This window comes from Streptococcus mitis (genome assembly GCF_047464945.1).
In the GTDB taxonomy this organism is placed as follows: domain Bacteria; phylum Bacillota; class Bacilli; order Lactobacillales; family Streptococcaceae; genus Streptococcus; species Streptococcus mitis_EA.
Map to the genome: position 1 here is coordinate 203879 of NZ_JASHAX010000002.1, position 21956 is coordinate 225834.

23 protein-coding genes are annotated in these 21956 nt (G+C 42.4%); 17 read left to right on the forward strand and 6 right to left on the reverse strand.

From position 1 onward, the window contains the following. Positions 1 to 2: 2 nt before the first annotated feature. Both rnz and QM424_RS03655 read left to right on the forward strand, forming a co-directional pair. Positions 3 to 932: a ribonuclease Z gene (rnz, locus tag QM424_RS03650; RefSeq protein ID WP_000354331.1), complete on the forward strand. Its 930-nt coding sequence runs from the start codon at positions 3 to 5 to the stop codon at positions 930 to 932. Positions 933 to 952: 20 nt separating this feature from the next. Continuing rightward, entirely contained in the window at positions 953 to 1708 is a 756-nt protein-coding gene (locus QM424_RS03655; RefSeq protein WP_414393068.1) for an SDR family NAD(P)-dependent oxidoreductase, read from the forward strand. Between the two features lie 52 nt (positions 1709 to 1760). Here the strand turns inward: QM424_RS03655 and QM424_RS03660 are convergent, their stop codons facing one another. Beyond that, positions 1761 to 2669, reverse strand: a complete 909-nt coding sequence (locus tag QM424_RS03660; RefSeq protein WP_001222592.1) for a LysR family transcriptional regulator — start codon at positions 2667 to 2669, stop codon at positions 1761 to 1763. Between the two features lie 62 nt (positions 2670 to 2731). Between QM424_RS03660 and QM424_RS03665 the strand changes: the two genes are divergently transcribed. Then, on the forward strand, positions 2732 to 3001 hold the full coding sequence (locus tag QM424_RS03665) for a YqgQ family protein (protein ID WP_261041285.1): 270 nt from the start codon (positions 2732 to 2734) through the stop codon (positions 2999 to 3001). Continuing rightward, positions 3001 to 3384 carry a rhodanese-like domain-containing protein gene (locus QM424_RS03670; RefSeq protein ID WP_414393071.1) on the forward strand — a complete coding sequence of 128 codons (384 nt, stop codon included), beginning with the start codon at positions 3001 to 3003 and terminating at the stop codon, positions 3382 to 3384. The genes QM424_RS03665 and QM424_RS03670 overlap by 1 nt, the downstream gene beginning before the upstream one ends. Positions 3385 to 3417: 33 nt before the next feature. Here QM424_RS03670 and QM424_RS03675 read toward each other — a convergent pair whose 3' ends face one another. Continuing rightward, positions 3418 to 4143, reverse strand: a complete 726-nt coding sequence (locus QM424_RS03675; protein WP_414393073.1) for a 16S rRNA pseudouridine(516) synthase — start codon at positions 4141 to 4143, stop codon at positions 3418 to 3420. A gap of 161 nt (positions 4144 to 4304) precedes the next feature. Here QM424_RS03675 and typA point away from each other — a divergent pair, with 161 nt between their 5' ends. The 7 genes from typA (at position 4305) to pyrE (ending at position 11765) form a co-directional block, all read left to right on the forward strand. After that, entirely contained in the window at positions 4305 to 6146 is a 1842-nt protein-coding gene (gene typA, locus QM424_RS03680) for a translational GTPase TypA (RefSeq protein WP_000164111.1), read from the forward strand. Between the two features lie 19 nt (positions 6147 to 6165). Further along, positions 6166 to 6420 (forward strand): DUF3165 family protein, encoded by a 255-nt coding sequence (locus tag QM424_RS03685; RefSeq protein WP_153195855.1) that lies wholly within the window; start codon positions 6166 to 6168, stop codon positions 6418 to 6420. Positions 6421 to 6535: 115 nt separating this feature from the next. Then, complete coding sequence (gene murD / locus QM424_RS03690) at positions 6536 to 7888, forward strand: UDP-N-acetylmuramoyl-L-alanine--D-glutamate ligase (RefSeq protein WP_414393075.1); 1353 nt, start codon at positions 6536 to 6538, stop codon at positions 7886 to 7888. A gap of 1 nt (position 7889) precedes the next feature. Further along, the gene (locus QM424_RS03695; protein ID WP_414393077.1) at positions 7890 to 8948 is read left to right on the forward strand and encodes a UDP-N-acetylglucosamine--N-acetylmuramyl-(pentapeptide) pyrophosphoryl-undecaprenol N-acetylglucosamine transferase; all 1059 of its coding nucleotides are present in this window, start codon (positions 7890 to 7892) and stop codon (positions 8946 to 8948) included. A gap of 9 nt (positions 8949 to 8957) precedes the next feature. Further along, positions 8958 to 10166 carry a cell division protein FtsQ/DivIB gene (locus tag QM424_RS03700; RefSeq protein WP_414393079.1) on the forward strand — a complete coding sequence of 403 codons (1209 nt, stop codon included), beginning with the start codon at positions 8958 to 8960 and terminating at the stop codon, positions 10164 to 10166. 232 nt (positions 10167 to 10398) lie between these two features. After that, positions 10399 to 11100 (forward strand): orotidine-5'-phosphate decarboxylase, encoded by a 702-nt coding sequence (pyrF, locus tag QM424_RS03705; RefSeq protein ID WP_414393081.1) that lies wholly within the window; start codon positions 10399 to 10401, stop codon positions 11098 to 11100. A gap of 32 nt (positions 11101 to 11132) precedes the next feature. Beyond that, a complete protein-coding gene (gene pyrE / locus QM424_RS03710) occupies positions 11133 to 11765 on the forward strand; it encodes an orotate phosphoribosyltransferase (protein ID WP_414393083.1) in 633 nt (210 codons plus the stop codon). 61 nt (positions 11766 to 11826) lie between these two features. Here the strand turns inward: pyrE and QM424_RS03715 are convergent, their stop codons facing one another. The 4 genes from QM424_RS03715 to QM424_RS03730 are packed head-to-tail and all read right to left on the reverse strand — an operon-like array spanning position 11827 to position 14781. Continuing rightward, positions 11827 to 12693, reverse strand: coding sequence for a cysteine ABC transporter substrate-binding protein (locus tag QM424_RS03715; RefSeq protein WP_261144233.1), 867 nt, complete (start codon positions 12691 to 12693; stop codon positions 11827 to 11829). Positions 12694 to 12704: 11 nt separating this feature from the next. Beyond that, positions 12705 to 13463 (reverse strand): amino acid ABC transporter ATP-binding protein, encoded by a 759-nt coding sequence (locus QM424_RS03720; RefSeq protein ID WP_261053731.1) that lies wholly within the window; start codon positions 13461 to 13463, stop codon positions 12705 to 12707. Beyond that, positions 13464 to 14141 carry an amino acid ABC transporter permease gene (locus tag QM424_RS03725; protein ID WP_033684005.1) on the reverse strand — a complete coding sequence of 226 codons (678 nt, stop codon included), beginning with the start codon at positions 14139 to 14141 and terminating at the stop codon, positions 13464 to 13466. Continuing rightward, positions 14101 to 14781 (reverse strand): amino acid ABC transporter permease, encoded by a 681-nt coding sequence (locus tag QM424_RS03730; RefSeq protein ID WP_414393087.1) that lies wholly within the window; start codon positions 14779 to 14781, stop codon positions 14101 to 14103. Before QM424_RS03730 ends, QM424_RS03725 begins: the two co-directional genes overlap by 41 nt. 215 nt (positions 14782 to 14996) lie before the next feature. On the opposite strand from QM424_RS03730, the gene lctO reads away from it, so the two are divergent. From lctO to QM424_RS03760, 6 genes are all read left to right on the forward strand, one after another. After that, positions 14997 to 16133, forward strand: a complete 1137-nt coding sequence (gene lctO / locus QM424_RS03735; RefSeq protein ID WP_049524544.1) for an L-lactate oxidase — start codon at positions 14997 to 14999, stop codon at positions 16131 to 16133. A 274-nt stretch (positions 16134 to 16407) separates the two neighbouring features. Then, positions 16408 to 16803, forward strand: coding sequence for a CopY/TcrY family copper transport repressor (locus QM424_RS03740; protein ID WP_001167204.1), 396 nt, complete (start codon positions 16408 to 16410; stop codon positions 16801 to 16803). Positions 16804 to 16813: 10 nt separating this feature from the next. Continuing rightward, positions 16814 to 17185, forward strand: coding sequence for a cupredoxin domain-containing protein (locus tag QM424_RS03745; RefSeq protein WP_414393090.1), 372 nt, complete (start codon positions 16814 to 16816; stop codon positions 17183 to 17185). A gap of 9 nt (positions 17186 to 17194) precedes the next feature. After that, positions 17195 to 19438 (forward strand): heavy metal translocating P-type ATPase, encoded by a 2244-nt coding sequence (locus QM424_RS03750; protein ID WP_414393092.1) that lies wholly within the window; start codon positions 17195 to 17197, stop codon positions 19436 to 19438. Positions 19439 to 19650: 212 nt separating this feature from the next. Continuing rightward, positions 19651 to 21426 carry a pyruvate oxidase gene (gene spxB / locus QM424_RS03755; protein WP_414393094.1) on the forward strand — a complete coding sequence of 592 codons (1776 nt, stop codon included), beginning with the start codon at positions 19651 to 19653 and terminating at the stop codon, positions 21424 to 21426. Between the two features lie 58 nt (positions 21427 to 21484). Next, positions 21485 to 21832 (forward strand): VOC family protein, encoded by a 348-nt coding sequence (locus tag QM424_RS03760; protein WP_414393096.1) that lies wholly within the window; start codon positions 21485 to 21487, stop codon positions 21830 to 21832. Positions 21833 to 21956 lie beyond the last annotated feature (124 nt).

Genomic DNA, 21956 nt, shown 5'->3' on the forward strand with positions numbered 1-21956 from the left:
GAATGGATATTCAATTTTTAGGAACGGGGGCAGGTCAGCCCTCTAAAGCCCGCAACGTTTCAAGTCTCGCCCTGAAACTCTTGGACGAGATTAACGAAGTCTGGCTCTTTGACTGTGGAGAAGGTACGCAAAATCGCATTCTGGAAACCACAATTCGACCACGTAAGGTCAGCAAAATCTTTATTACCCACCTACATGGAGACCACATCTTTGGTTTGCCAGGTTTCCTTTCTAGCCGTGCTTTTCAGGCCAATGAAGAGCAGACAGATTTAGAAATCTATGGACCGCAAGGTATCAAGTCCTTTGTCTTAACCAGTCTTCGTGTGTCGGGTTCTCGCCTGCCTTACCGTATTCATTTTCATGAATTTGACCAAGATTCTTTAGGAAAAATCCTTGAGACCGATAAATTCACGGTGTATGCAGAGGAGCTGGATCATACTATTTTCTGTGTTGGTTATCGTGTTATCCAAAAGGATCTAGAAGGAACTTTAGATGCTGAAAAGCTCAAGGCTGCTGGCGTCCCATTTGGCCCACTTTTTGGGAAAATCAAAAACGGCCAGGATGTTGTTCTCGAAGACGGTACTGAAATCAAGGCAGCTGACTATATCTCAGCTCCACGTCCAGGTAAGATTATTACTATTCTGGGTGACACCCGAAAAACGGATGCCAGTGTGCGTCTGGCTGTCAATGCCGATGTCCTAGTCCATGAATCGACTTATGGCAAGGGTGATGAAAAAATTGCTCGTAACCATGGCCACTCTACTAACATGCAAGCTGCACAAGTAGCAGTAGAAGCAGGTGCAAAACGCCTCTTACTCAACCATATCAGTGCCCGTTTCCTCTCAAAAGATATCAGCAAGCTCAAAAAAGACGCTGCTAGTGTTTTTGAAAATGTCCATGTGGTCAAAGATTTGGAAGAAGTGGAAATCTAGCAGTCACAGAAAGGATAAGTATGCCTACTATTCTCATTACTGGAGCTAGCGGTGGTCTAGCCCAAGAAATGGTCAAACTCTTGCAGAATGACCAACTCATCTTGCTTGGTAGAAATAAGGAAAAATTAGCCAAACTATACGGAGACCATCCCCATGCAGAATTGATTGAAATCGATATTACCGATGATTTAGCCTTAGAAACTCTGGTAGCAGACCTCTATCACCGCTATGGCAAGATTGATGTTTTGATAAACAACGCTGGTTACGGGATCTTTGAGGAATTTGACCAGATTTCCGACCAAGATATTCATCAGATGTTCGAGGTCAATACCTTTGCCCTAATGAATCTGTCTCGTCGCCTTGCGGCTCGAATGAAGGAAAGTCGAAAAGGTCATATCATCAATATTGTTAGCATGGCAGGTTTGATTGCTACTGGCAAGTCTAGTCTCTACTCAGCGACCAAGTTTGCGGCCATTGGTTTTTCAAATGCGTTACGCCTCGAACTGATGCCCTATGGAGTCTATGTGACAACAGTCAATCCAGGTCCAATCCGTACAGGATTTTTCGACCAGGCCGACCCAGATGGAACCTATCTTAAATCTGTTGACCGTTTTCTATTGGAACCAGATGCTGTCGCGCAAAAAATTGTCAAGATTATAGGAAAAAATAAACGAGAACTCAATCTTCCTGTCTTGTTGAACCTAGCCCATAAGTTTTATACTCTCTTTCCCAAGCTAGCTGATAAGTTGGCAGGGGAAACTTTTAATTATAAGTAAAAAGAACCAATGTGCAGGTTGTTGTAGCCTACATATTGGTTCTTATCATTTCTCAACTATCAAACTGGACTTCTTCTAGGAGATAGTCGATAAAGCGTTCGCCCATCTTAGATAGGCTGGTTTTCTCATGCTGGATATAGACCAGTTCAATTGGATCATCAATATCAAGTGGGATAGAAACGATATTGTCTCCGTTGAGGTTGCTGTTCAAAATTCCTGTTGCAATGGTATATCCATCCAAACCAATCAAGAGATTAAAAAGGGTGGCACGGTCACTAACCACAATGGATTTCTTGTGATGTTCTTGAGAAAGAATTTCTTCTGAAAAGTAGAAGGAGTTGTGCGTCCCTTGGTCATAACTGAGGTAAGGGAAATTTTCCAAATCAGACAGTTTCACCTTATCTTTCTTTGCCAGAGGGTTGGTCTTACTGACAAAGATATGGGGCTGGGCTGTGAAGAGATGGTGAGCCAGGAGGTGGTTGTCATCCAGCATCTTGGTTAAAACATCACGGTTGTAGCTGTTCAAAAATAGGACACCGACCTCACTACGGAAGTTCTTGACGTCATCGATAATCTCCCAAGTCCGCGTTTCACGAAGAAAAAGCTCGTATTTTTCCATATCGCTTTTCTTGAGCAAAGAGACAAAGGCATTGACTACAAAGGCATAGTGTTGAGACGAAACGCTAAAGAGTTCACGGTGGGCGACAGGATTTTTATAGCGTTCTTCTAGAAGCTGAGTCTGCTCGACAACCTGACGGGCATAAGAGAGAAACTCCATCCCATCACGGGTCAAGGTGATACCCTTGGGATTTCGGATAAAAATCTCAATCCCCATCTCATTTTCCAAATCTCTCACAGCATTGGAAAGACTTGGCTGGGTGATAAAGAGTTGCTTGGCTGCCTCATTCATGGAGCCAGTTTCGACGATTTTGATAATATAGTGTAATTGTTGAATTCTCATGTTTTTATTGTACCACACTTGCGTCAGAATCGCCAAAGAAGATAGGAAAATCAGGGGAGTGTGTGGGTCTCTTCTTGAAAAAAACACAAAAATTTGCTAGAATGATTCTTATGAAAACATTCTATGATGTGCAGCAATTCCTCAAACGATTTGGTATTATTGTTTATATGGGAAAACGCTTATATGATATTGAACTGATGAAGTTGGAGCTCTCTCGAATTTACGATGCAGGGTTGATGAACAAATTAGACTATCTAGAAGCAGAAGCGGTTCTTCGCAGAGAGCACAAGGTAGAATTGGATTATATTGAGAAAAATGGAGAAAAGAACTAATGGTTACTTGGATTTTGTGGGCACTTATACTGGCAATGTTGGCGTGGATGGGCTTTAACTATCTTCGTATTCGCCATGCGGCTAAAATTGTGGGCAATGAGGAGTTTGAAGCCTTGATTCGTACGGGTCAATTGATTGATTTGCGCGACCCAGCAGAATTCCACAGAAAACATATCCTTGGTGCACGCAATATTCCTTCAAGTCAGTTGAAAACGAGTCTTGCAGCCCTTCGTAAAGATAAACCTGTCCTTCTTTACGAAAACCAACGTGCGCAACGGGTTACAAATGCAGCCCTTTATTTGAAAAAACAAGGTTTTTCTGAGATTTATATCCTTTCTTATGGTTTGGATTCTTGGAAAGGGAAAGTCAAAGTTGAGAAATAAGAAAACGAGCTTGGATGTTTCCGAGCTCATTTTTTAACCACTTTTTCTGAGAAAGTCACGAATGCTTGTCAGCTCTTCTGAGTTGAGGGGGCGGTAATCTCCTTCTTGAAGATTGTCATCCAAGCTCCAAGGTCCAAAATGTGTGCGTTTGAGTGAGGTCACCTTGACACCAATCGAGAGGAACATTTTCTTAACCTGATGAAATTTTCCTTCTGAAATGGTGATAGAGGCTTGGCTGTAGGAAGGACTTGCTGATAGAATCTCTAGTCTTGCAGGTTTACAGACAGTACCATCTAAAAAGACAATTCCCTTTTGAAAGGCTTGGATATGGTCAGGTGTTAGAAGTCCATTAACCTCAACATGATAAGTCTTATCGACATGATACTGAGGATGGAGGAGCTGAAAGCCCAAGGGACCGTTATCGGTCAAGAGGAGGAGTCCGGTCGTATCTCGGTCCAGTCGGCCAACGGCATAGAGCTTGTCAGACTGGATGTCAGGCGGGAGAAGGTCCATGACGGTTGGAAGTTTCTTGTCTTTGTTGGCTGTAACGACACCACTAGGCTTATGAAGCATAAGATAGGTGTGCTCATAGCCCTGAATGATTCGGTTCTGAAAAAGGAGTTCCTGTAGTCCTGTATCGATATTTTGGGCTAGGGAGCGGGCTGGGCAACCATTGACGAGAATGTCCCCTTTGAGTAAGGCTTGTTTCATGGCTTTTCGGCTGATTTTTTCTTGGGCTAATAAATTATCTAAACGCATACTGTGCCTATCTTATCATAAGTTGTATACTTTGAAAAGGCTTGACGTGAAAAGAAAAGCAGAGTGAAAACATTTACACTTGCTTGAGTTATGTTATTTACTTGAAAATATGGTATAATCGTTCAGTTAGAAAATAAATTTTGAATATTATAGAGGAAATCATGACAAAATTAAGAGAAGATATCCGTAACATTGCGATTATCGCCCACGTTGACCACGGTAAAACAACCCTCGTTGACGAATTGTTGAAACAATCAGAAACGCTTGATGCACGTACTGAATTGGCTGAGCGTGCTATGGACTCAAACGATATCGAAAAAGAGCGTGGAATTACTATCCTTGCTAAAAATACAGCTGTTGCCTACAACGGAACTCGAATCAACATCATGGATACACCAGGACACGCGGACTTTGGTGGAGAAGTTGAGCGTATCATGAAAATGGTTGACGGTGTTGTCTTGGTCGTAGATGCCTACGAAGGAACAATGCCACAGACTCGTTTCGTATTGAAAAAAGCCTTGGAACAAGACCTTGTCCCAATCGTGGTTGTTAACAAGATCGACAAACCATCAGCTCGTCCAGCAGAAGTAGTGGACGAAGTGTTAGAACTTTTCATTGAGCTTGGTGCTGATGACGACCAGCTTGACTTCCCAGTGGTATATGCTTCAGCGATTAACGGAACTTCTTCATTGTCAGATGATCCAGCTGACCAAGAAGCTACGATGGCACCAATCTTTGACACAATTATCGATCACATCCCAGCTCCAGTAGATAACTCAGATGAGCCTTTGCAGTTCCAAGTGTCACTTTTGGACTACAACGACTTCGTTGGACGTATCGGTATCGGTCGTGTCTTCCGTGGTACTGTTAAGGTTGGGGACCAAGTTACCCTTTCTAAACTTGATGGCACAACTAAAAACTTCCGTGTTACAAAACTCTTCGGTTTCTTTGGTTTGGAACGTCGTGAAATCCAAGAAGCCAAAGCAGGTGACTTGATTGCCGTTTCAGGTATGGAAGACATCTTTGTCGGTGAAACTATCACTCCGACAGATGCAGTTGAAGCTCTTCCAATTCTACACATCGATGAGCCAACTCTTCAAATGACTTTCTTGGTTAACAACTCACCATTTGCTGGTAAAGAAGGTAAATGGGTAACTTCTCGTAAGGTGGAAGAACGCTTGCAGGCAGAATTGCAAACAGACGTTTCCCTTCGTGTTGACCCAACTGATTCACCAGATAAATGGACTGTTTCAGGACGTGGAGAATTGCACTTGTCAATCCTTATCGAAACAATGCGTCGTGAGGGATATGAACTTCAAGTATCTCGTCCAGAAGTTATCGTCAAAGAAATCGACGGTGTTAAATGTGAGCCATTTGAACGTGTTCAAATCGATACTCCAGAAGAATACCAAGGATCTGTTATCCAAAGCCTTTCTGAACGTAAGGGTGAAATGTTGGATATGATTTCAACTGGTAATGGTCAAACTCGTTTGGTCTTCCTTGTTCCAGCTCGTGGTTTGATCGGATACTCAACTGAGTTCTTGTCAATGACTCGTGGTTACGGTATCATGAACCATACCTTTGACCAATACTTGCCATTGATTCCAGGGGAAATTGGTGGACGTCACCGTGGTGCCCTTGTTTCTATCGATGCTGGTAAGGCTACAACTTACTCAATCATGTCTATCGAAGAACGTGGAACAATCTTTGTTAACCCAGGTACTGAGGTTTACGAAGGAATGATCATCGGTGAAAACTCTCGTGAAAACGACTTGACAGTTAACATCACTAAGGCTAAACAAATGACCAACGTTCGTTCAGCTACTAAGGACCAAACAGCTGTTATCAAGACACCTCGTATCTTGACACTTGAAGAGTCTCTTGAGTTCTTGAACGACGATGAGTACATGGAAGTAACGCCTGAGTCTATCCGTTTGCGTAAACAAATCCTTAACAAGGCAGAGCGCGAGAAAGCTAACAAGAAGAAAAAATCAGCTGAATAAGAGCTAGAAAGAGATAAAGATGGTTTATTTAATCATAGGAATCCTCTTATTACTACTCTATGTATTTGCGACACCAGAAAGCATTAAAGGGACAGTAAATATCGTCCTTGTCGTCTTTGCTTTCGTAGCACTTTTGATTTTGCTTATGCTGTCAGTTCTGCAAATCTTTCAGCTACCGACAGAATTCTTCATCGCAGTTGCTATGCTTTTCCTAGCATACTTTAGCTTGCGAGATATTACCCTTATGTCGGTTCATAAAAGTAAAAGAAGATAAAAAGAGAGTTTCGGCTCTCTTTTTTGCTTGTTAGAATGCTGAATCTGAGCATTTTCGTTTAGAATTATTTCCATAAAAATGGTAAAATAGTAAGAGTAGAAATGGAGTTTGAGACATGAAAGTAATAGATCAATTTAAAAATAAGAAAGTCCTTGTTTTAGGTTTGGCCAAGTCTGGTGAATCTGCAGCTCGTTTGTTGGACAAGCTAGGTGCCATTGTGACAGTAAATGATGGGAAGCCTTTCGAGGACAATCCAGCTGCCCAAAGTTTGCTGGAAGAAGGGATCAAGGTCATCACAGGCGGTCATCCTTTGGAACTCTTGGATGAAGAGTTTGCCCTCATGGTGAAAAATCCAGGTATCCCCTACAGCAATCCCATGATTGAAAAGGCTTTGGCAAAGGGTATTCCAGTCTTGACTGAGGTGGAATTGGCTTACTTGATTTCAGAAGCACCGATTGTTGGTATTACTGGTTCAAATGGTAAAACAACCACAACGACGATGATTGGAGAAGTTTTGACTGCTGCTGGGCAACATGGTCTTTTATCAGGAAATATCGGCTATCCTGCCAGTCAAGTGGCTCAAACTGCGACAGACAAGGATACGCTTGTCATGGAACTTTCTTCTTTCCAACTGATGGGTGTTCAAGAATTCCATCCTGAGATTGCGGTTATTACCAACCTCATGCCAACTCATATCGACTATCATGGTTCTTTTGAGGAGTATGTGGCAGCCAAGTGGAATATCCAAAACAAGATGACAGCGGATGATTTCCTTGTTTTGAACTTTAATCAAGACTTGGTAAAAGAATTGGCTACTAAAACACAAGCCACTGTTGTACCATTTTCAACACTTGAAAAGGTTGATGGAGCTTATTTGGAAGATGGTCAGCTCTACTTCCGTGGAGAAGTGGTCATGGCAGCTAGTGAAATCGGTGTTCCAGGTAGTCACAATGTGGAAAATGCTCTTGCGACTATTGCTGTAGCCAAGCTTCGTGGTGTAGACAACCAAACCATCAAGGAAACTCTTTCAGCCTTCGGTGGTGTCAAACACCGTCTCCAATTTGTGGATGAAATTCAGGGTGTCAAGTTCTATAATGATAGCAAGTCAACCAATATCTTGGCTACCCAAAAAGCCTTGTCAGGCTTTGACAATAGTAAGGTCATCTTGATTGCAGGTGGTTTGGACCGTGGTAATGAGTTTGACGAATTGGTACCAGACGTTACTGGACTTAAGAAGATGGTCATCCTCGGTCAGTCTGCAGAGCGTGTCAAACGGGCAGCGGATAAGGCTGGTGTCGCTTATGTGGATGCGACAGATATTGCAGATGCGACCCGCAAGGCCTATGAGTTTGCTACTCAAGGAGATGTGGTTCTTCTTAGTCCTGCCAATGCTAGCTGGGATATGTATGCTAACTTTGAAGTACGTGGCGACCTCTTTATCGACACAGTAGCGGAGTTAAAGGAATAATATGAAAAAAATTGTCTTTACAGGTGGGGGGACGGTTGGACACGTCACCCTCAATCTTTTGTTAATGCCCAAGTTCATCGAAGATGGCTGGGAAGTCCACTATATCGGGGACAAGCGTGGTATCGAACACCAAGAAATCCTTAAGTCAGGTCTAGATGTCACCTTCCATTCTATTGCGACTGGGAAATTGCGTCGTTATTTCTCTTGGCAAAATATGCTGGATGTATTTAAAGTTGGCTGGGGAATTGTCCAATCGTTCTTTATCATGTTACGAATTCGTCCACAGGCTCTTTTTTCAAAGGGGGGCTTTGTCTCAGTACCGCCTGTTATCGCTGCGCGTGTGTCAAGAGTGCCTGTCTTTATTCACGAATCTGACCTATCTATGGGCTTGGCCAATAAAATTGCCTATAAATTTGCGACGAAGATGTATTCAACCTTTGAGCAAGCTTCAAGTTTGGCTAAGGTTGAGCATGTGGGAGCAGTGACCAAGGTTTCAGACCAAAAAACTCCAGAACCAGATGAATTGGTAGATATCCAAACCCACTTTAATCCAAAATTGCCAACTGTATTGTTTGTAGGTGGTTCTGCAGGAGCTCGTGTTTTTAACCAATTGGTGACAGACCATAAGAAAGAGCTGACCGAGCGCTACAATATTATCAATCTAACTGGAGACTCTAGCCTGAACGAGTTGAGCCAAAATCTTTTTCGTGTTGACTATGTGACCAATCTCTATCAACCCTTGATGGAATTGGCTGATATTGTTGTGACACGAGGTGGTGCCAATACGATTTTTGAGCTCTTGGCCATGGCAAAATTACATGTCATTGTGCCACTTGGTCGTGAAGCTAGTCGTGGTGACCAGATTGAAAATGCAGCCTACTTTGTAAAAAAAGGCTATGCAGAAGAGCTTCAAGAAAGCGATTTGACCTTGGATAGTTTGGAAGAGAAGCTTTCTCACTTACTAAGCCACAAGGAAGATTACCAAGCCAAGATGAAGGCTTCTAAGGAATTGAAATCTCTAGCAGATTTTTATAAACTATTGAAAAACGATTTATCATAAGGAAAGTAAATGTCAAAAGATAAGAAAAATGAGGGCAAAGAAATCCTCGAAGAATTGAAAGAGTTATCAGAATGGCAGAAACGGAACCAAGAATATCTAAAAAAGAAGGCTGAAGAAGAGGCAGCCCTAGCTGAGGAGAAGGAAAAGGAAAGACAAGCTCGAATGAGAGAAGAATCTGAGAAGTCAGAGGACAAGCAGGATCAGGAGAGTGAAACAGACCGGGAAGATGAAGAATCAGCTAAGGAAGAGTCTGAAGAAAAAGTAGCATCCTCAGAGGGTGACAAAGAGGAAGAAGAGAAAGAAGAATCAGGGTCTAAAGAGAACGAGGATCAGGATAAAAAGGCTACAAAAGAAAAAACAGCCAAAGCAAAGATTCCTGGCCTCCATATCTTGCGAGCTATAACGATTTTATTTCCAAGTCTGCTTTTATTGATTGTCTCTGCCTACTTACTCAGTCCTTATGCGACCATGAAGGATATCCGTGTTGAGGGAACGGTGCAAACTACGGCTGATGATATCCGACAAGCTTCAGGCATTCAGGATTCGGATTATACGATTAACCTTCTGCTAGATAAGGCAAAATATGAAGAGCGGATCAAGTCTAACTATTGGGTTGAATCAGCTCAGCTTGTCTATCAATTTCCAACTAAGTTCACTATCAAGGTTAAGGAATATGATATTGTGGCCTACTATATTTCTGGTGAAAACCATTATCCTATTCTTTCCAGTGGTCAGCTTGAGACCAGTTCTGTGAGCTTGGTCAGTCTACCAGAAACTTATTTATCAGTTCTCTTTAATGATAGTGAACAAATCAAGGTTTTTGTCTCAGAACTTGCTCAAATTAGCCCAGAACTCAAGGCGGATATCCAAAAGGTGGAATTAGCCCCAAGCAAGGTAACTTCCGATTTAATTCGATTGACCATGTATGATACAGACGAAGTCTTGGTTCCCCTTTCTGAAATGAGTAAGAAACTGCCTTACTACAGTAAGATTAAGCCTCAATTGTCAGAACCGAGTGTGATTGACATGGAAGCTGGAATCTACAGCTACACTGTAGCGGATAAATTAATTATGGAGGCTGAGGAAAAAGCCAAAAAAGAGGCCGAAGAAGCTGAGAAAAAGCAGGAAGAAGAACGTAAACGTTTAGAAGAAGAACAAAAAAAACAAGAGGAACAGAGTAATCGAAACCAAACGACCCAGCGTTCATCGCGTCGCTAGGCTTACCTTTTCTCTTATAGTTCTTTAGTAACCATGTTTTTACTTGACAAGTGCTAGTAGAAATAATAGAATAATAGAAAACCTTTAAAGCAGTCCAGAGAGGCAGCTAAGGTTAGACGGTGAAAGGGTGGAGACTACCCATTTTTCGTGGAACCTTGCTGTTTGCAGGTTCCTTTTTTCGTGGCTTCTTGTGTCCAGACTCTCTCACTAGCAAAGGTAAAAGGAGAAACCTATGCGAGAACATCGTCCAGTCATTGCTCTTGATTTTCCTAGTTTTGAGGCGGTCAAGGAATTCTTAGCTCTTTTTCCAGAGGAAGAAAGCCTTTATCTAAAGGTAGGGATGGAGCTTTATTACGCAGCGGGGCCTGAGATTGTGTCCTACTTGAAAGGCTTGGGGCATAGTGTCTTTTTGGATCTCAAGCTTCATGACATTCCCAATACAGTCAAGTCAGCTATGAAGGTCTTATCTCATCTTGGTGTGGATATGACCAATGTTCATGCCGCTGGCGGTGTAGAGATGATGAAGGCGGCGCGTGAAGGTCTTGGAAGTCAAGCCAAATTGATCGCTGTCACTCAGCTCACATCAACATCAGAAGCTCAGATGCAGGACTTTCAAAATATCCAAACCAGCCTGCAAGAGTCTGTCATCCACTATGCCAAGAAGACAGCTGAAGCTGGCTTGGATGGTGTTGTTTGCTCAGCTCAGGAAGTGCAAGTCATCAAGCAGGCCACCAATCCAGATTTTATCTGTCTGACACCGGGGATTCGCCCTCAGGGAGCTGCAGTTGGAGACCAAAAACGTGTGATGACGCCAGCGGATGCTTATCAAATCGGTAGTGACTATATCGTAGTGGGACGTCCCATTACCCAAGCTGAGGATCCTGTTGCAGCTTATTATGCCATCAAGGATGAATGGACACAGGACTGGAATTAAAGAATATATTAGAAAAATAAAAGGAGAATACCATGACACTTGCTAAAGATATCGCTAGCCACCTCTTGAAAATTCAAGCCGTTTACCTCAAACCAGAGGAGCCTTTCACTTGGGCATCTGGTATCAAGTCACCAATTTACACTGATAATCGTGTGACACTAGCCTATCCAGAAACTCGTAATCTCATTGAAAATGGTTTTGTGGATGCTATCAAAGAAGCCTTTCCTGAGGTTGAGGTGATTGCAGGAACTGCGACAGCAGGGATTCCTCACGGAGCCATCATTGCTGATAAGATGAACTTGCCATTTGCCTATATCCGTAGCAAACCAAAAGACCACGGTGCTGGTAATCAAATCGAAGGTCGTGTAGCTCAAGGTCAAAAAATGGTAGTGGTTGAAGACCTCATTTCAACAGGTGGCTCTGTTCTCGAGGCCGTAGCAGCCGCTAAACGAGAAGGAGCAGAGGTTCTCGGAGTTGTAGCGATTTTCAGTTACCAATTGCCAAAAGCAGATAAGAACTTCTCAGATGTCGGTGTGAAATTGGTAACACTTTCAAACTATAGCGAGCTTATCCATCTAGCCCAAGAAGAAGGTTACATTACACCAGAAGGACTCGATCTTCTAAAACGCTTTAAAGAAGACCAAGAAAATTGGCAAAATGCTTAAAACATAGAAAATCAGGTAGTCACTAGGATTACCTGATTTCTTTTTGTGATTTCATTGAGTATTAGTCAACTTTTCCGCCTTCAACAACTAGGTCATCTGCTTTAGCAGCGTCACCGTAGGTTGGGTGAAGTGTTTTTTCATAGGCCTTGTGAAAGAAGTTTTCCTTACCTAATTTTTCAATATCTTTATTGATGAAGTCTAGCAATTCTTGGTTGCCTTTTTGAACTGCTGCCGCAATGGTGTCTGGATTACCGAGGGAAGTAATGCCTACTTCAAAGCCTTTATTTTCAAGCGCCCAAGCTAGGACTTCCGTATTGTCAGTAGAGAAGGCATCTCCACGTCCGTCAAGAAGAGCTTGGTAAGAATCACTGTATTGGTCGTATTTTTGGAGTTTGATTTCTGGATGATTCTTTTCAAAATAAGTTTCAGCGGTCGTTCCTTTTGTAACAATCAAGGTTTTGCCTTCTAATTGTTTGACATCTGTAATAAGACCAGTCTTAGGTGATACAACACCAAGAGAAACTTTCATATATGGAAGGGCAAAATCAACTTGTTTCTTGCGTTCGTCAGTTACTGTAAAGTTGGCAAGGGTAATATCTACCTTGTTTGAAATCAAGTATTCCGCACGGTTGGCAGCATCGACTGAAACGTATTTAACCTTGACACCAAGGTCTTGGGCTAATTGGTTCCCAAGTTCAATATCGTAACCTTGGTAAGAGCCGTCATTGTCAACGTAGCCAAACGGTTTCTTGTCTCCAAATACGGCGATTCGTAGTTCACCGCTTTTTTTGATTTCATCAATTGTGCGAGCCTTGGCAGTGGTTTTACCAGATGATGAACCAGCGTTTCCACCTGAACTACAAGCTGTGACAAAGATTAGGGCAAAGGCAAGAGCCAAAACAGTTAAAAGTGGTTTGAATAGTTTCATAAGAATCTCCTTTATAGATATGAGCCAAATTGGCTAAAGTCAAAGACGTTTAAAAATTCCTGAGCTCGTTTGGTTTGAGGATTGGTAAAGAAGGCTTGAGCCGTTCCCTCTTCAGCGATTTTCCCTTGGTCGAGGAAGATAATCCGATTGGCAATTGCTTGAGCAAACTGCATTTCATGGGTTACTAAAATCATGGTACGGCCTTCTTGGGCCAAGTCATTTATGAGTTCCAGCACCTCACGTACCATTTCTGGATCCAGCGAAGCCGTCACTTCGTCAAAAAGGATGATTTCTGGATGCATGAGAAGGGCACGAACAATTGCAACCCGTTGCTTCTGTCCACCAGATAATTGACGCGCAAAGCTATGTTGTTTGTCTAGCAAACCAACACGTTCCAGTAATTGCAAAGCTTCTTCCGTTACTTCTTTCTTGTCCCTTCCCTGTGCCTTGATAGGGCCTAGGATGAGGTTTTGTAGGACATCCAGATGGGGAAAGAGTTCATAGCTTTGAAAGACCATGCCAATCTTTTGGCGAACTAGGTGAAAATCTTTTTTATTTTCAACGATAGACTGACCGTCCAGAAGAATATCTCCACCTTGAATACTTTCTAAGCCATTGAGGCAACGAAGGAGGGTACTTTTCCCACAACCAGAGGGTCCTAGGATGACGACAACTTCCCCTTTATTGATTTGTAGGGATAGACCTTGGAGGATGGGATTGTCTCCGAAGGATTTTTTTAGTTCCTTGATTTCTAAGATAGTTTCAGACATTTAGTTCCTCCAATGTTTTTCTAGGTGTGTGGATAGTTTGGAAATAGGAAAGCAGACTGCGAAATACAAGACCAGAATGGTTCCATAAATCCAGAAGGAAGCAGTTGGGATAGTCAAGCGATTGCTATCGATGATTTGTTGTCCAACCTTGGTCACTTCAACTACCCCAATCAAAACAACCAAGGAAGTGGTTTTAATCATCCGAGTGACAAGGTTGATGGCTTGTGGAAGTAATCTTCTCAAGACCTGCGGGATGATGATGTGGTAGTAAAGTTGAACATTGGTTAAACCTAGCGCCTGTCCACTTTCAAACTGATGCTTAGGGAGGGAAGTGATGGCTCCACGTACCAAGTCTCCCATTTCAGCTGTTCCCCAGAGGGTAAAAACGATAATAGCTGAAGTCTCACCTGAGATATTGATATTAAAGTTTCGAGCTAAGCCAAAGTAAACGATGAAGAGCAACACCAGCTGGGGCATGATACGGATAAATTCTAGATACAATCGTGTCAAAAATCGTACGATTCTAGAATGGGAGGTCATGATGATTCCCATGACTGTTCCGAATATCATGGATAAGAGGACAGACAGGATGGATATGCCAATCGTAACGCCCAATCCCTGTAAGATTCTCAGGAGATTATTTCCCTGAAAGAGCACTTGAATTCCCGAATCCTGCATGGCGGAGCCTCCTTTCTATCCAGCTAAAGACTAGTGAGATGGGTAGAAGCATCATCAGATAAGCAACTACCAACATAGTTAGCGCAATGTCTGTCTCATAGTAGAGCCCAATCAAGTCCTTGGCGACGTACATGAGGTCGGCCAAAGCTACTGCTGAGAAAACAGAGGTTTCCTTGATGAGGAAAATGACATTGGCACTAAAAGACGGTAGGGCCACCGCTGTTGCTTGCGGAAGAACCACATAGCGAAAGACCTGTACAGGTGTCAGACCGATGGCTAGGCCAATCTCCTGCTGGGTTTGACTGACGGCTTCCAGCCCACTTCGGAAAGATTCTGCCATATAGGAGCCTCCTAAAAAGACCAGTCCTAAAGTGGCACAGACTTCTGAAGATAGGACAATCCCGATTCGGGGAAGTCCGAAGTAGAGAAAGAAGAGTTGAATCAAAAGAGGCGTATTGCGTGACAATTCAATATAGGCTGTCGCTACTTGCGCCAAAACAGGGATGCGGTAATGCCGGATGATACTAACGATTAAGCCGAGCAGAAAGGATCCCAGAATACCCCAAACTGCAATATGCAAGGTTAGAAAGAATGCCTTTTGATATAGTGGTAGATATTGTTCAACAATGGACCAATCCAAAAATAGAACCTCCTATCTAGAAATAATACAGTTATTGTAGCACTTAAAATCTTCTTTGGATAATATCTATTTTTTATTGCCGTTATAAGGATTTTTTATCATAGACATAAAATTTCTGAAATTTCCAAACAAAATATTTGAAAAGTTTTGAAAAAAGAGTTAAGATATTTTTGTAACATACAAAGTAAACGCTTACTTATTAAGGAGGGCATTTTATGTCATACAAAACAAGCAATGCAGAAGGCCATGTAGATTTCATCAATACCTATGATTTGGAGCCAATGGCGCAACAAGTTATCCCTAAAGCAGCATTTGGCTATATCGCTAGTGGGGCGGAAGATACTTTCACTTTAAGAGAGAATATCCGCGCCTTTAACCACAAGCTCATCGTTCCTCATACACTTTGTAATGTAGAAAATCCAAGTACAGAGATTGAATTTGCAGGTGAAAAATTGTCTTCACCAATCATTATGGCACCTGTTGCAGCTCATAAATTGGCAAATGAACAGGGTGAAGTGGCGACTGCGCGTGGTGTGCATGAGTTCGGTTCTCTTTATACAACTAGCTCTTACTCTACTGTAGACCTTCCAGAAATTACGGAAGCCCTTCAAGGGACACCACATTGGTTCCAGTTTTACTTTAGTAAGGATGACGGTATCAACCGCCACATCATGGATCGTGTGAAGGCTGAAGGTTATAAAGCGATTGTCTTGACGGCAGATGCTACTGTAGGGGGCAATCGTGAGGTGGATAAGCGTAATGGTTTTGTCTTCCCAGTTGGCATGCCGATTGTTGAGGAATACCTGCCAGAAGGTGCTGGAAAATCAATGGACTTTGTTTACAAATCAGCTAAACAACGCTTGTCTCCACGTGATGTAGAATTTATCGCTGAATACTCAGGACTTCCTGTGTATGTCAAGGGACCACAATGCCGTGAGGATGTTGAACGTTCGCTTGCTGCGGGAGCTTCTGGTATCTGGGTAACTAACCACGGTGGTCGTCAAATCGACGGTGGACCAGCTGCATTTGATTCACTTCAAGAAGTAGCAGAAGCAGTTGACAAACGCGTACCAATTGTCTTTGACTCAGGTGTTCGTCGTGGTCAACATGTCTTTAAAGCCTTGGCTTCAGGAGCCGACTTGGTAGCTATTGGTCGCCCGGTTATCTATGGCTTGGCTCTCGGTGGTAGTGTCGGTGTACGCCAAGTCTTTGAACATTTGAATGCGGAATTGAAGACAGTCATGCAGTTGTCTGGAACTCAGACCATTGAAGATGTCAAACACTTCAAACTCCGTCACAACCCATACAACCCAACCTTCCCAGTTGACCCTCGTGACTTAAAATTGTATTGATAAAACAGCTTGCCTCCACTGATTGTGGAGGTTTTTGCTTGTGTTTTATACTCTTCAAAAATCTCTTCAAACCACGTCAGTTTCGCCTTGCAGTACTAAAGTACTGTCTGCGCCTAGCTTTCTAGTTTGCTCTTTGATTTTTATTGAGTATTAATCAATTTTGTAATGAAGATTAAAAAAAGAGAAAGATTTGATTTTTTATGATTGACAAATGTAGATTTTAAGAGTATACTGATAATTGTAATTGACAAATGTAGATTTTGGAGGTGTGCTAATGCAGATTTCAGATGCAGAATGGCAGGTCATGAAGATTATTTGGATGCAAGGAGAGCAGACTAGTACGGATTTAATCAGGGTTCTAGCGGAGCGGTTCGACTGGTCCAAGTCGACCATTCAAACTCTTTTGGCTCGTCTGGTTGAGAAAGAGTGCCTGACGAGGAAAAAAGAAGGTAAGTCCTTTGTTTATTCAGCCCTTTTAACTTTGGACCAAAGTCGGGATTTACTTGTCCAAGATATCAAGGACAAGGTTTGTTCCCGTAGGATTAAGAACTTGTTGGCTGATTTGATTGCTGAATGTGATTTTACTCAGGCTGACTTGGAAGACTTGGAAGCTGTGATTTCTGAGAAGAAATCAAGCGCTGTAACAGAAGTAAAATGTAATTGTATGTAAAGGAGACGTCATGTTAAATAGTATTGTAACCATTATTTGTATTGCCCTTATCGCCTTTATCTTGTTTTGGTTTTTCAAAAAGCCTGAAAAATCTGGACAAAAGGCCCAGCAAAAAAAGGGTTACCAAGAGATTCGAGTGGAGGTCATGGGGGGCTATACGCCTGAGTTGATTATCCTCAAGAAATCAGTACCAGCCCGCATTGTCTTTGACCGTAAGGACCCTTCACCCTGTCTAGACCAAATTGTTTTTCCAGATTTTGGTGTACATGCGGACCTGCCTATGGGGGAAGAGTATGTAGTGGAAATCACGCCTGAGCAGGCTGGAGAGTATGATTTCTCTTGTGGCATGAATATGATGCACGGCAAGATGATTGTAGAATAGGAGAATGATATGACTGAAATTATAAAAGCAAATCTTGAAAATGGTGTTCAAAAAATCCGTATCACGGCAGACAAAGGCTACCATCCAGCCCACATTCAACTGCAAAAAGGAGTTCCTGCTGAGATCACCTTTCACCGTGTGACACCTTCAAACTGTTATAAGGAAATTCTGTTTGAAGAAGAAGGCATCTTGGAACCAATCGGCGTGGATGAAGAGAAGACAATTCGTTTTACTCCTCAAGAATTAGGCCAACATGAATTTTCTTGTGGCATGAAGATGCAAAAAGGAAGCTATACAGTCGTTGAGAAGACTCGAAAATCTCTATCACTTTTACAGCGTTTTTGGATTACTAGTATCTTTACTGTGCCTCTTGTGATCCTCATGATTGGGATGTCGACAGGAGGAATTAGTCACCAAGTCATGCGTTGGGGCACCTTTTTAGCCACAACACCGATTATGCTAGTAGCAGGTGGTCCTTATATCCAAAGTGCTTGGGCTAGTTTTAAAAAGCACAATGCCAACATGGATACCTTGGTTGCTCTGGGAACCCTAGTGGCCTATTTCTATAGCTTAGTTGCCCTCTTCGCTGGCCTCCCCGTTTACTTTGAAAGTGCTGCATTTATCTTCTTCTTCGTTCTTATGGGAGCCGTTTTTGAGGAGAAAATGCGGAAAAATACTTCCCAAGCTGTTGAGAAATTACTTGACTTGCAGGCTAAAACTGCAGAAGTCTTGCGTGAGGATAACTATGTTCAAGTCCCCTTGGAGCAAGTCAAGGTAGGTGACCTGATTCGAGTGCGTCCCGGTGAAAAGATTGCGGTTGATGGTGTCGTAGTAGAAGGTGTCTCTAGTATTGACGAATCCATGGTGACAGGTGAGAGTCTACCTGTGGACAAGACAGTTGGAGATACTGTTATTGGCTCAACCATCAATAATAGTGGAACACTTGTTTTTAGAGCAGAAAAAGTTGGTTCAGAGACTGTTTTGGCTCAGATTGTGGATTTTGTGAAGAAAGCTCAGACAAGTCGTGCGCCGATTCAGGACTTGACGGATAAAATTTCAGGGATTTTTGTCCCAGCAGTTGTCATTTTAGGGATTGTGACCTTTTGGGTTTGGTTCGTCTTGCTCAGGGATAGTGTAGTTGTGCTTGGAGCGAGTTTTGTCTCTTCGCTTCTCTATGGAGTAGCAGTTCTGATTATTGCCTGCCCTTGTGCCTTGGGACTTGCAACACCGACAGCCCTTATGGTGGGGACAGGTCGCAGTGCCAAGATGGGAGTTCTCCTCAAAAATGGAACGGTTCTACAGGAAATCCAGAAAGTCCAAACTATTGTTTTTGATAAGACAGGAACTTTGACGGAAGGGAAACCTGTGGTCACAGATATCATCGGCGACGAAGTAGAAGTGCTTGGATTGGCAGCTTCCTTGGAAGAAGCTTCTCAACACCCACTGGCTGAAGCCGTTGTGAAACGAGCGAGTGAAGCTGGACTTGAGTTTCACACTGTTGAAAATTTCCAAGCCTTGCACGGAAAAGGTGTCTCAGGGCAAATCAATGGAAAACAAGTTTTGCTTGGAAATACTAAAATGCTGGATGGCATGGATATTTCTAGCATTTATCAAGAAAAACTAGAAGAACTGGAAAAAGAAGCTAAGACAGTTGTGTTCTTGGCTGTTGACAATGAAATCAAAGGCTTGCTTGCTTTGCAAGATATTCCCAAGGAAAATGCTAAGCTTGCCATCAGTCAGTTGAAAAAACGTGGCCTTAAAACAGTCATGCTGACAGGAGACAATGCAGGTGTGGCGCGTGCCATTGCCGATCAGATCGGAATCGAAGAGGTCATTGCAGGTGTCTTGCCAGAAGAAAAAGCCCATGAAATCCATAAACTACAAGTAGCTGGGAAAGTAGCCTTTGTTGGTGATGGTATCAATGATGCTCCTGCCCTCAGTGTAGCAGATGTGGGGATTGCTATGGGAGCTGGAACAGATATTGCCATCGAGTCAGCAGATTTGGTGTTGACAACCAATAACCTCCTAGGAGTGGTTCGTGCCTTTGACATGAGTAAGAAAACCTTTAATCGAATTCTGCTCAATCTTTTCTGGGCCTTTATCTACAATGTCGCCGGAATTCCGATTGCAGCAGGAGTCTTTTCTGGTGTTGGACTGGCCCTCAATCCAGAACTGGCAGGTCTAGCCATGGCCTTTAGTTCTGTATCCGTTCTGACCAGTTCCCTTCTCTTAAACTTTAGTAAAATAGATTAAAAGCGGGCTTGCTCGCTTTTTATTATAAAACAGAGTCTAAAAAACGTTTTCAAACTGTACTGTAATAGAGAATAAAAACTTCTGAGCAGATTCTTAGTAAACTAAAAATAAATGTGATAAATTAGTAGTGTAAAAATTTACTGAAACGTTTTCAAAAATTATATGAAACCTTTTTTAGTAGATTTAAAAATATTTGAAGGAGAGTTATCATTATGACTCAAGGGAAAATTACTGCATCTGCAGCAATGCTTAATGTATTGAAAACATGGGGCGTAGACACAATCTACGGTATCCCATCAGGAACACTCAGCTCATTGATGGACGCTTTGGCTGAAGACAAAGATATCCGTTTCTTGCAAGTTCGCCACGAAGAAACAGGTGCTCTTGCAGCGGTTATGCAAGCTAAATTCGGCGGCTCAATCGGGGTTGCAGTTGGTTCAGGTGGTCCAGGTGCGACTCACTTGATTAACGGTGTTTACGATGCAGCTATGGATAACACTCCATTCCTAGCAATCCTTGGATCTCGTCCAGTTAACGAATTGAACATGGATGCTTTCCAAGAATTGAACCAAAACCCAATGTACAACGGTATCGCTGTATACAACAAACGTGTAGCTTACGCTGAGCAATTGCCAAAAGTAATCGACGAAGCTTGCCGTGCTGCAGTTTCTAAAAAAGGTCCAGCTGTTGTTGAAATCCCAGTAAACTTCGGTTTCCAAGAAATCGACGAAAACTCATACTACGGTTCAGGTTCATACGAACGCTCATTCATCGCTCCTGCTTTGAACGAAGTTGAAATCGACAAAGCTGTTGAAATCTTGAACAATGCTGAACGTCCAGTTATCTATGCTGGTTACGGTGGTGTTAAAGCTGGTGAAGTGATTACTGAATTGTCACGTAAAATCAAAGCACCAATCATCACAACTGGTAAAAACTTTGAAGCTTTCGAATGGAACTATGAAGGTTTGACAGGTTCTGCTTACCGTGTTGGTTGGAAACCAGCCAACGAAGTGGTCTTTGAAGCAGACACAGTTCTTTTCCTTGGTTCAAACTTCCCATTTGCTGAAGTTTACGAAGCATTTAAGAACACTGAAAAATTCATCCAAGTCGATATTGACCCTTACAAACTTGGTAAACGTCATGCCCTTGACGCTTCAATCCTTGGTGACGCAGGTCAAGCAGCACAAGCTATCCTTGACAAAGTGAACCCAGTTGAATCTACTCCATGGTGGCGTGCAAACGTTAAGAATAACCAAAACTGGCGTGATTACATGAACAAACTCGAAGGTAAAACTGAGGGTGAATTGCAATTGTACCAAGTTTACAATGCAATTAACAAACATGCTGATCAAGACGCTATCTACTCAATCGACGTAGGTGACACTACTCAAACATCTACTCGTCACCTTCACATGACACCTAAGAACATGTGGCGTACATCTCCACTCTTTGCGACAATGGGTATTGCCCTTCCTGGTGGTATTGCTGCTAAGAAAGACAATCCAGATCGCCAAGTATGGAACATCATGGGTGACGGTGCATTCAACATGTGCTACCCAGACGTTATCACAAACGTTCAATACGACCTTCCAGTTATCAACGTTGTCTTCTCAAATGGTAAATATGCCTTCATCAAGGACAAATACGAAGACACAAACAAACACTTGTTTGGTTGTGACTTCCCTAATGCTGACTATGCGAAAATCGCTGAAGCGCAAGGTGCTGTAGGGTTCACTGTAAACCGTATCGAAGATATCGATGCAGTTGTTGCAGAAGCTGTTAAATTGAACAAAGAAGGTAAAACTGTTGTTATCGATGCTCACATCACTCCACACCGTCCACTTCCAGTAGAAGTACTTGAATTGGATCCAAAACTTCACTCAGAAGAAGCAATCAAAGCCTTCAAGGAAAAATACGAAGCAGAAGAACTCGTACCATTCCGTCTCTTCTTGGAAGAAGAAGGTTTGCAATCACGCGCAATTAAATAATTCCTTCGTGGAACTTAAAAAGATCGGAGCAATCCGGTCTTTTTATGGAGGATAGTAAATGAATTTAAATCAATTAGATATTATCGTTTCAGATGTTCCCCAAGTCTGTGCTGACTTGGAGCGTATTTTGGATAAAAAGTCAGATTATGTTGATGACAGTTTTGCTCAGTTTACGATTGGCAGTCACTGTCTGATGTTGTCCCAAAATCATTTGATTCCTTTGGAAGATTTTCAGTCAGGAATCATTCTTCATATCGAGGTTGAGGATGTAGACCAGAATTACCAACGTTTAAAAGAGATCGGTGTCGAGATTTTACACGGTCCTTGTGAAACGGATTGGGGAACAGAGTCCTTATTAGTTAAAGGTCCTGCTGGTCTAGTGCTTGATTTTTATCGTATGAAATAGGGCGCTTAGTCATTTGAAGATAACCTTAACTATTCTTAAAACAGAATATGAGAATATGAACTATTGAAAGATCGGAGCAATCCGGTCTTTTTTAATATAGTAAGATGACCTAAAAATAGTACAC

Coding starts and splice junctions, on each gene's coding strand:
- QM424_RS03725 (WP_033684005.1), bottom strand. CDS start 14,141: ATGCAGGATTCGGGAATTCAAGTGCTCTTTCAGGGAAATAATCTCCTG.
- spxB (WP_414393094.1), top strand. CDS start 19,651: ATGACTCAAGGGAAAATTACTGCATCTGCAGCAATGCTTAATGTATTG.
- QM424_RS03660 (WP_001222592.1), bottom strand. CDS start 2,669: ATGAGAATTCAACAATTACACTATATTATCAAAATCGTCGAAACTGGC.
- QM424_RS03700 (WP_414393079.1), top strand. CDS start 8,958: ATGTCAAAAGATAAGAAAAATGAGGGCAAAGAAATCCTCGAAGAATTG.
- pyrF (WP_414393081.1), top strand. CDS start 10,399: ATGCGAGAACATCGTCCAGTCATTGCTCTTGATTTTCCTAGTTTTGAG.
- QM424_RS03675 (WP_414393073.1), bottom strand. CDS start 4,143: ATGCGTTTAGATAATTTATTAGCCCAAGAAAAAATCAGCCGAAAAGCC.
- QM424_RS03695 (WP_414393077.1), top strand. CDS start 7,890: ATGAAAAAAATTGTCTTTACAGGTGGGGGGACGGTTGGACACGTCACC.
- rnz (WP_000354331.1), top strand. CDS start 3: ATGGATATTCAATTTTTAGGAACGGGGGCAGGTCAGCCCTCTAAAGCC.
- typA (WP_000164111.1), top strand. CDS start 4,305: ATGACAAAATTAAGAGAAGATATCCGTAACATTGCGATTATCGCCCAC.
- lctO (WP_049524544.1), top strand. CDS start 14,997: ATGTCATACAAAACAAGCAATGCAGAAGGCCATGTAGATTTCATCAAT.
- QM424_RS03655 (WP_414393068.1), top strand. CDS start 953: ATGCCTACTATTCTCATTACTGGAGCTAGCGGTGGTCTAGCCCAAGAA.
- QM424_RS03740 (WP_001167204.1), top strand. CDS start 16,408: ATGCAGATTTCAGATGCAGAATGGCAGGTCATGAAGATTATTTGGATG.
- murD (WP_414393075.1), top strand. CDS start 6,536: ATGAAAGTAATAGATCAATTTAAAAATAAGAAAGTCCTTGTTTTAGGT.
- QM424_RS03760 (WP_414393096.1), top strand. CDS start 21,485: ATGAATTTAAATCAATTAGATATTATCGTTTCAGATGTTCCCCAAGTC.
- QM424_RS03715 (WP_261144233.1), bottom strand. CDS start 12,693: ATGAAACTATTCAAACCACTTTTAACTGTTTTGGCTCTTGCCTTTGCC.
- QM424_RS03685 (WP_153195855.1), top strand. CDS start 6,166: ATGGTTTATTTAATCATAGGAATCCTCTTATTACTACTCTATGTATTT.
- QM424_RS03670 (WP_414393071.1), top strand. CDS start 3,001: ATGGTTACTTGGATTTTGTGGGCACTTATACTGGCAATGTTGGCGTGG.
- QM424_RS03745 (WP_414393090.1), top strand. CDS start 16,814: ATGTTAAATAGTATTGTAACCATTATTTGTATTGCCCTTATCGCCTTT.
- pyrE (WP_414393083.1), top strand. CDS start 11,133: ATGACACTTGCTAAAGATATCGCTAGCCACCTCTTGAAAATTCAAGCC.
- QM424_RS03750 (WP_414393092.1), top strand. CDS start 17,195: ATGACTGAAATTATAAAAGCAAATCTTGAAAATGGTGTTCAAAAAATC.
- QM424_RS03720 (WP_261053731.1), bottom strand. CDS start 13,463: ATGTCTGAAACTATCTTAGAAATCAAGGAACTAAAAAAATCCTTCGGA.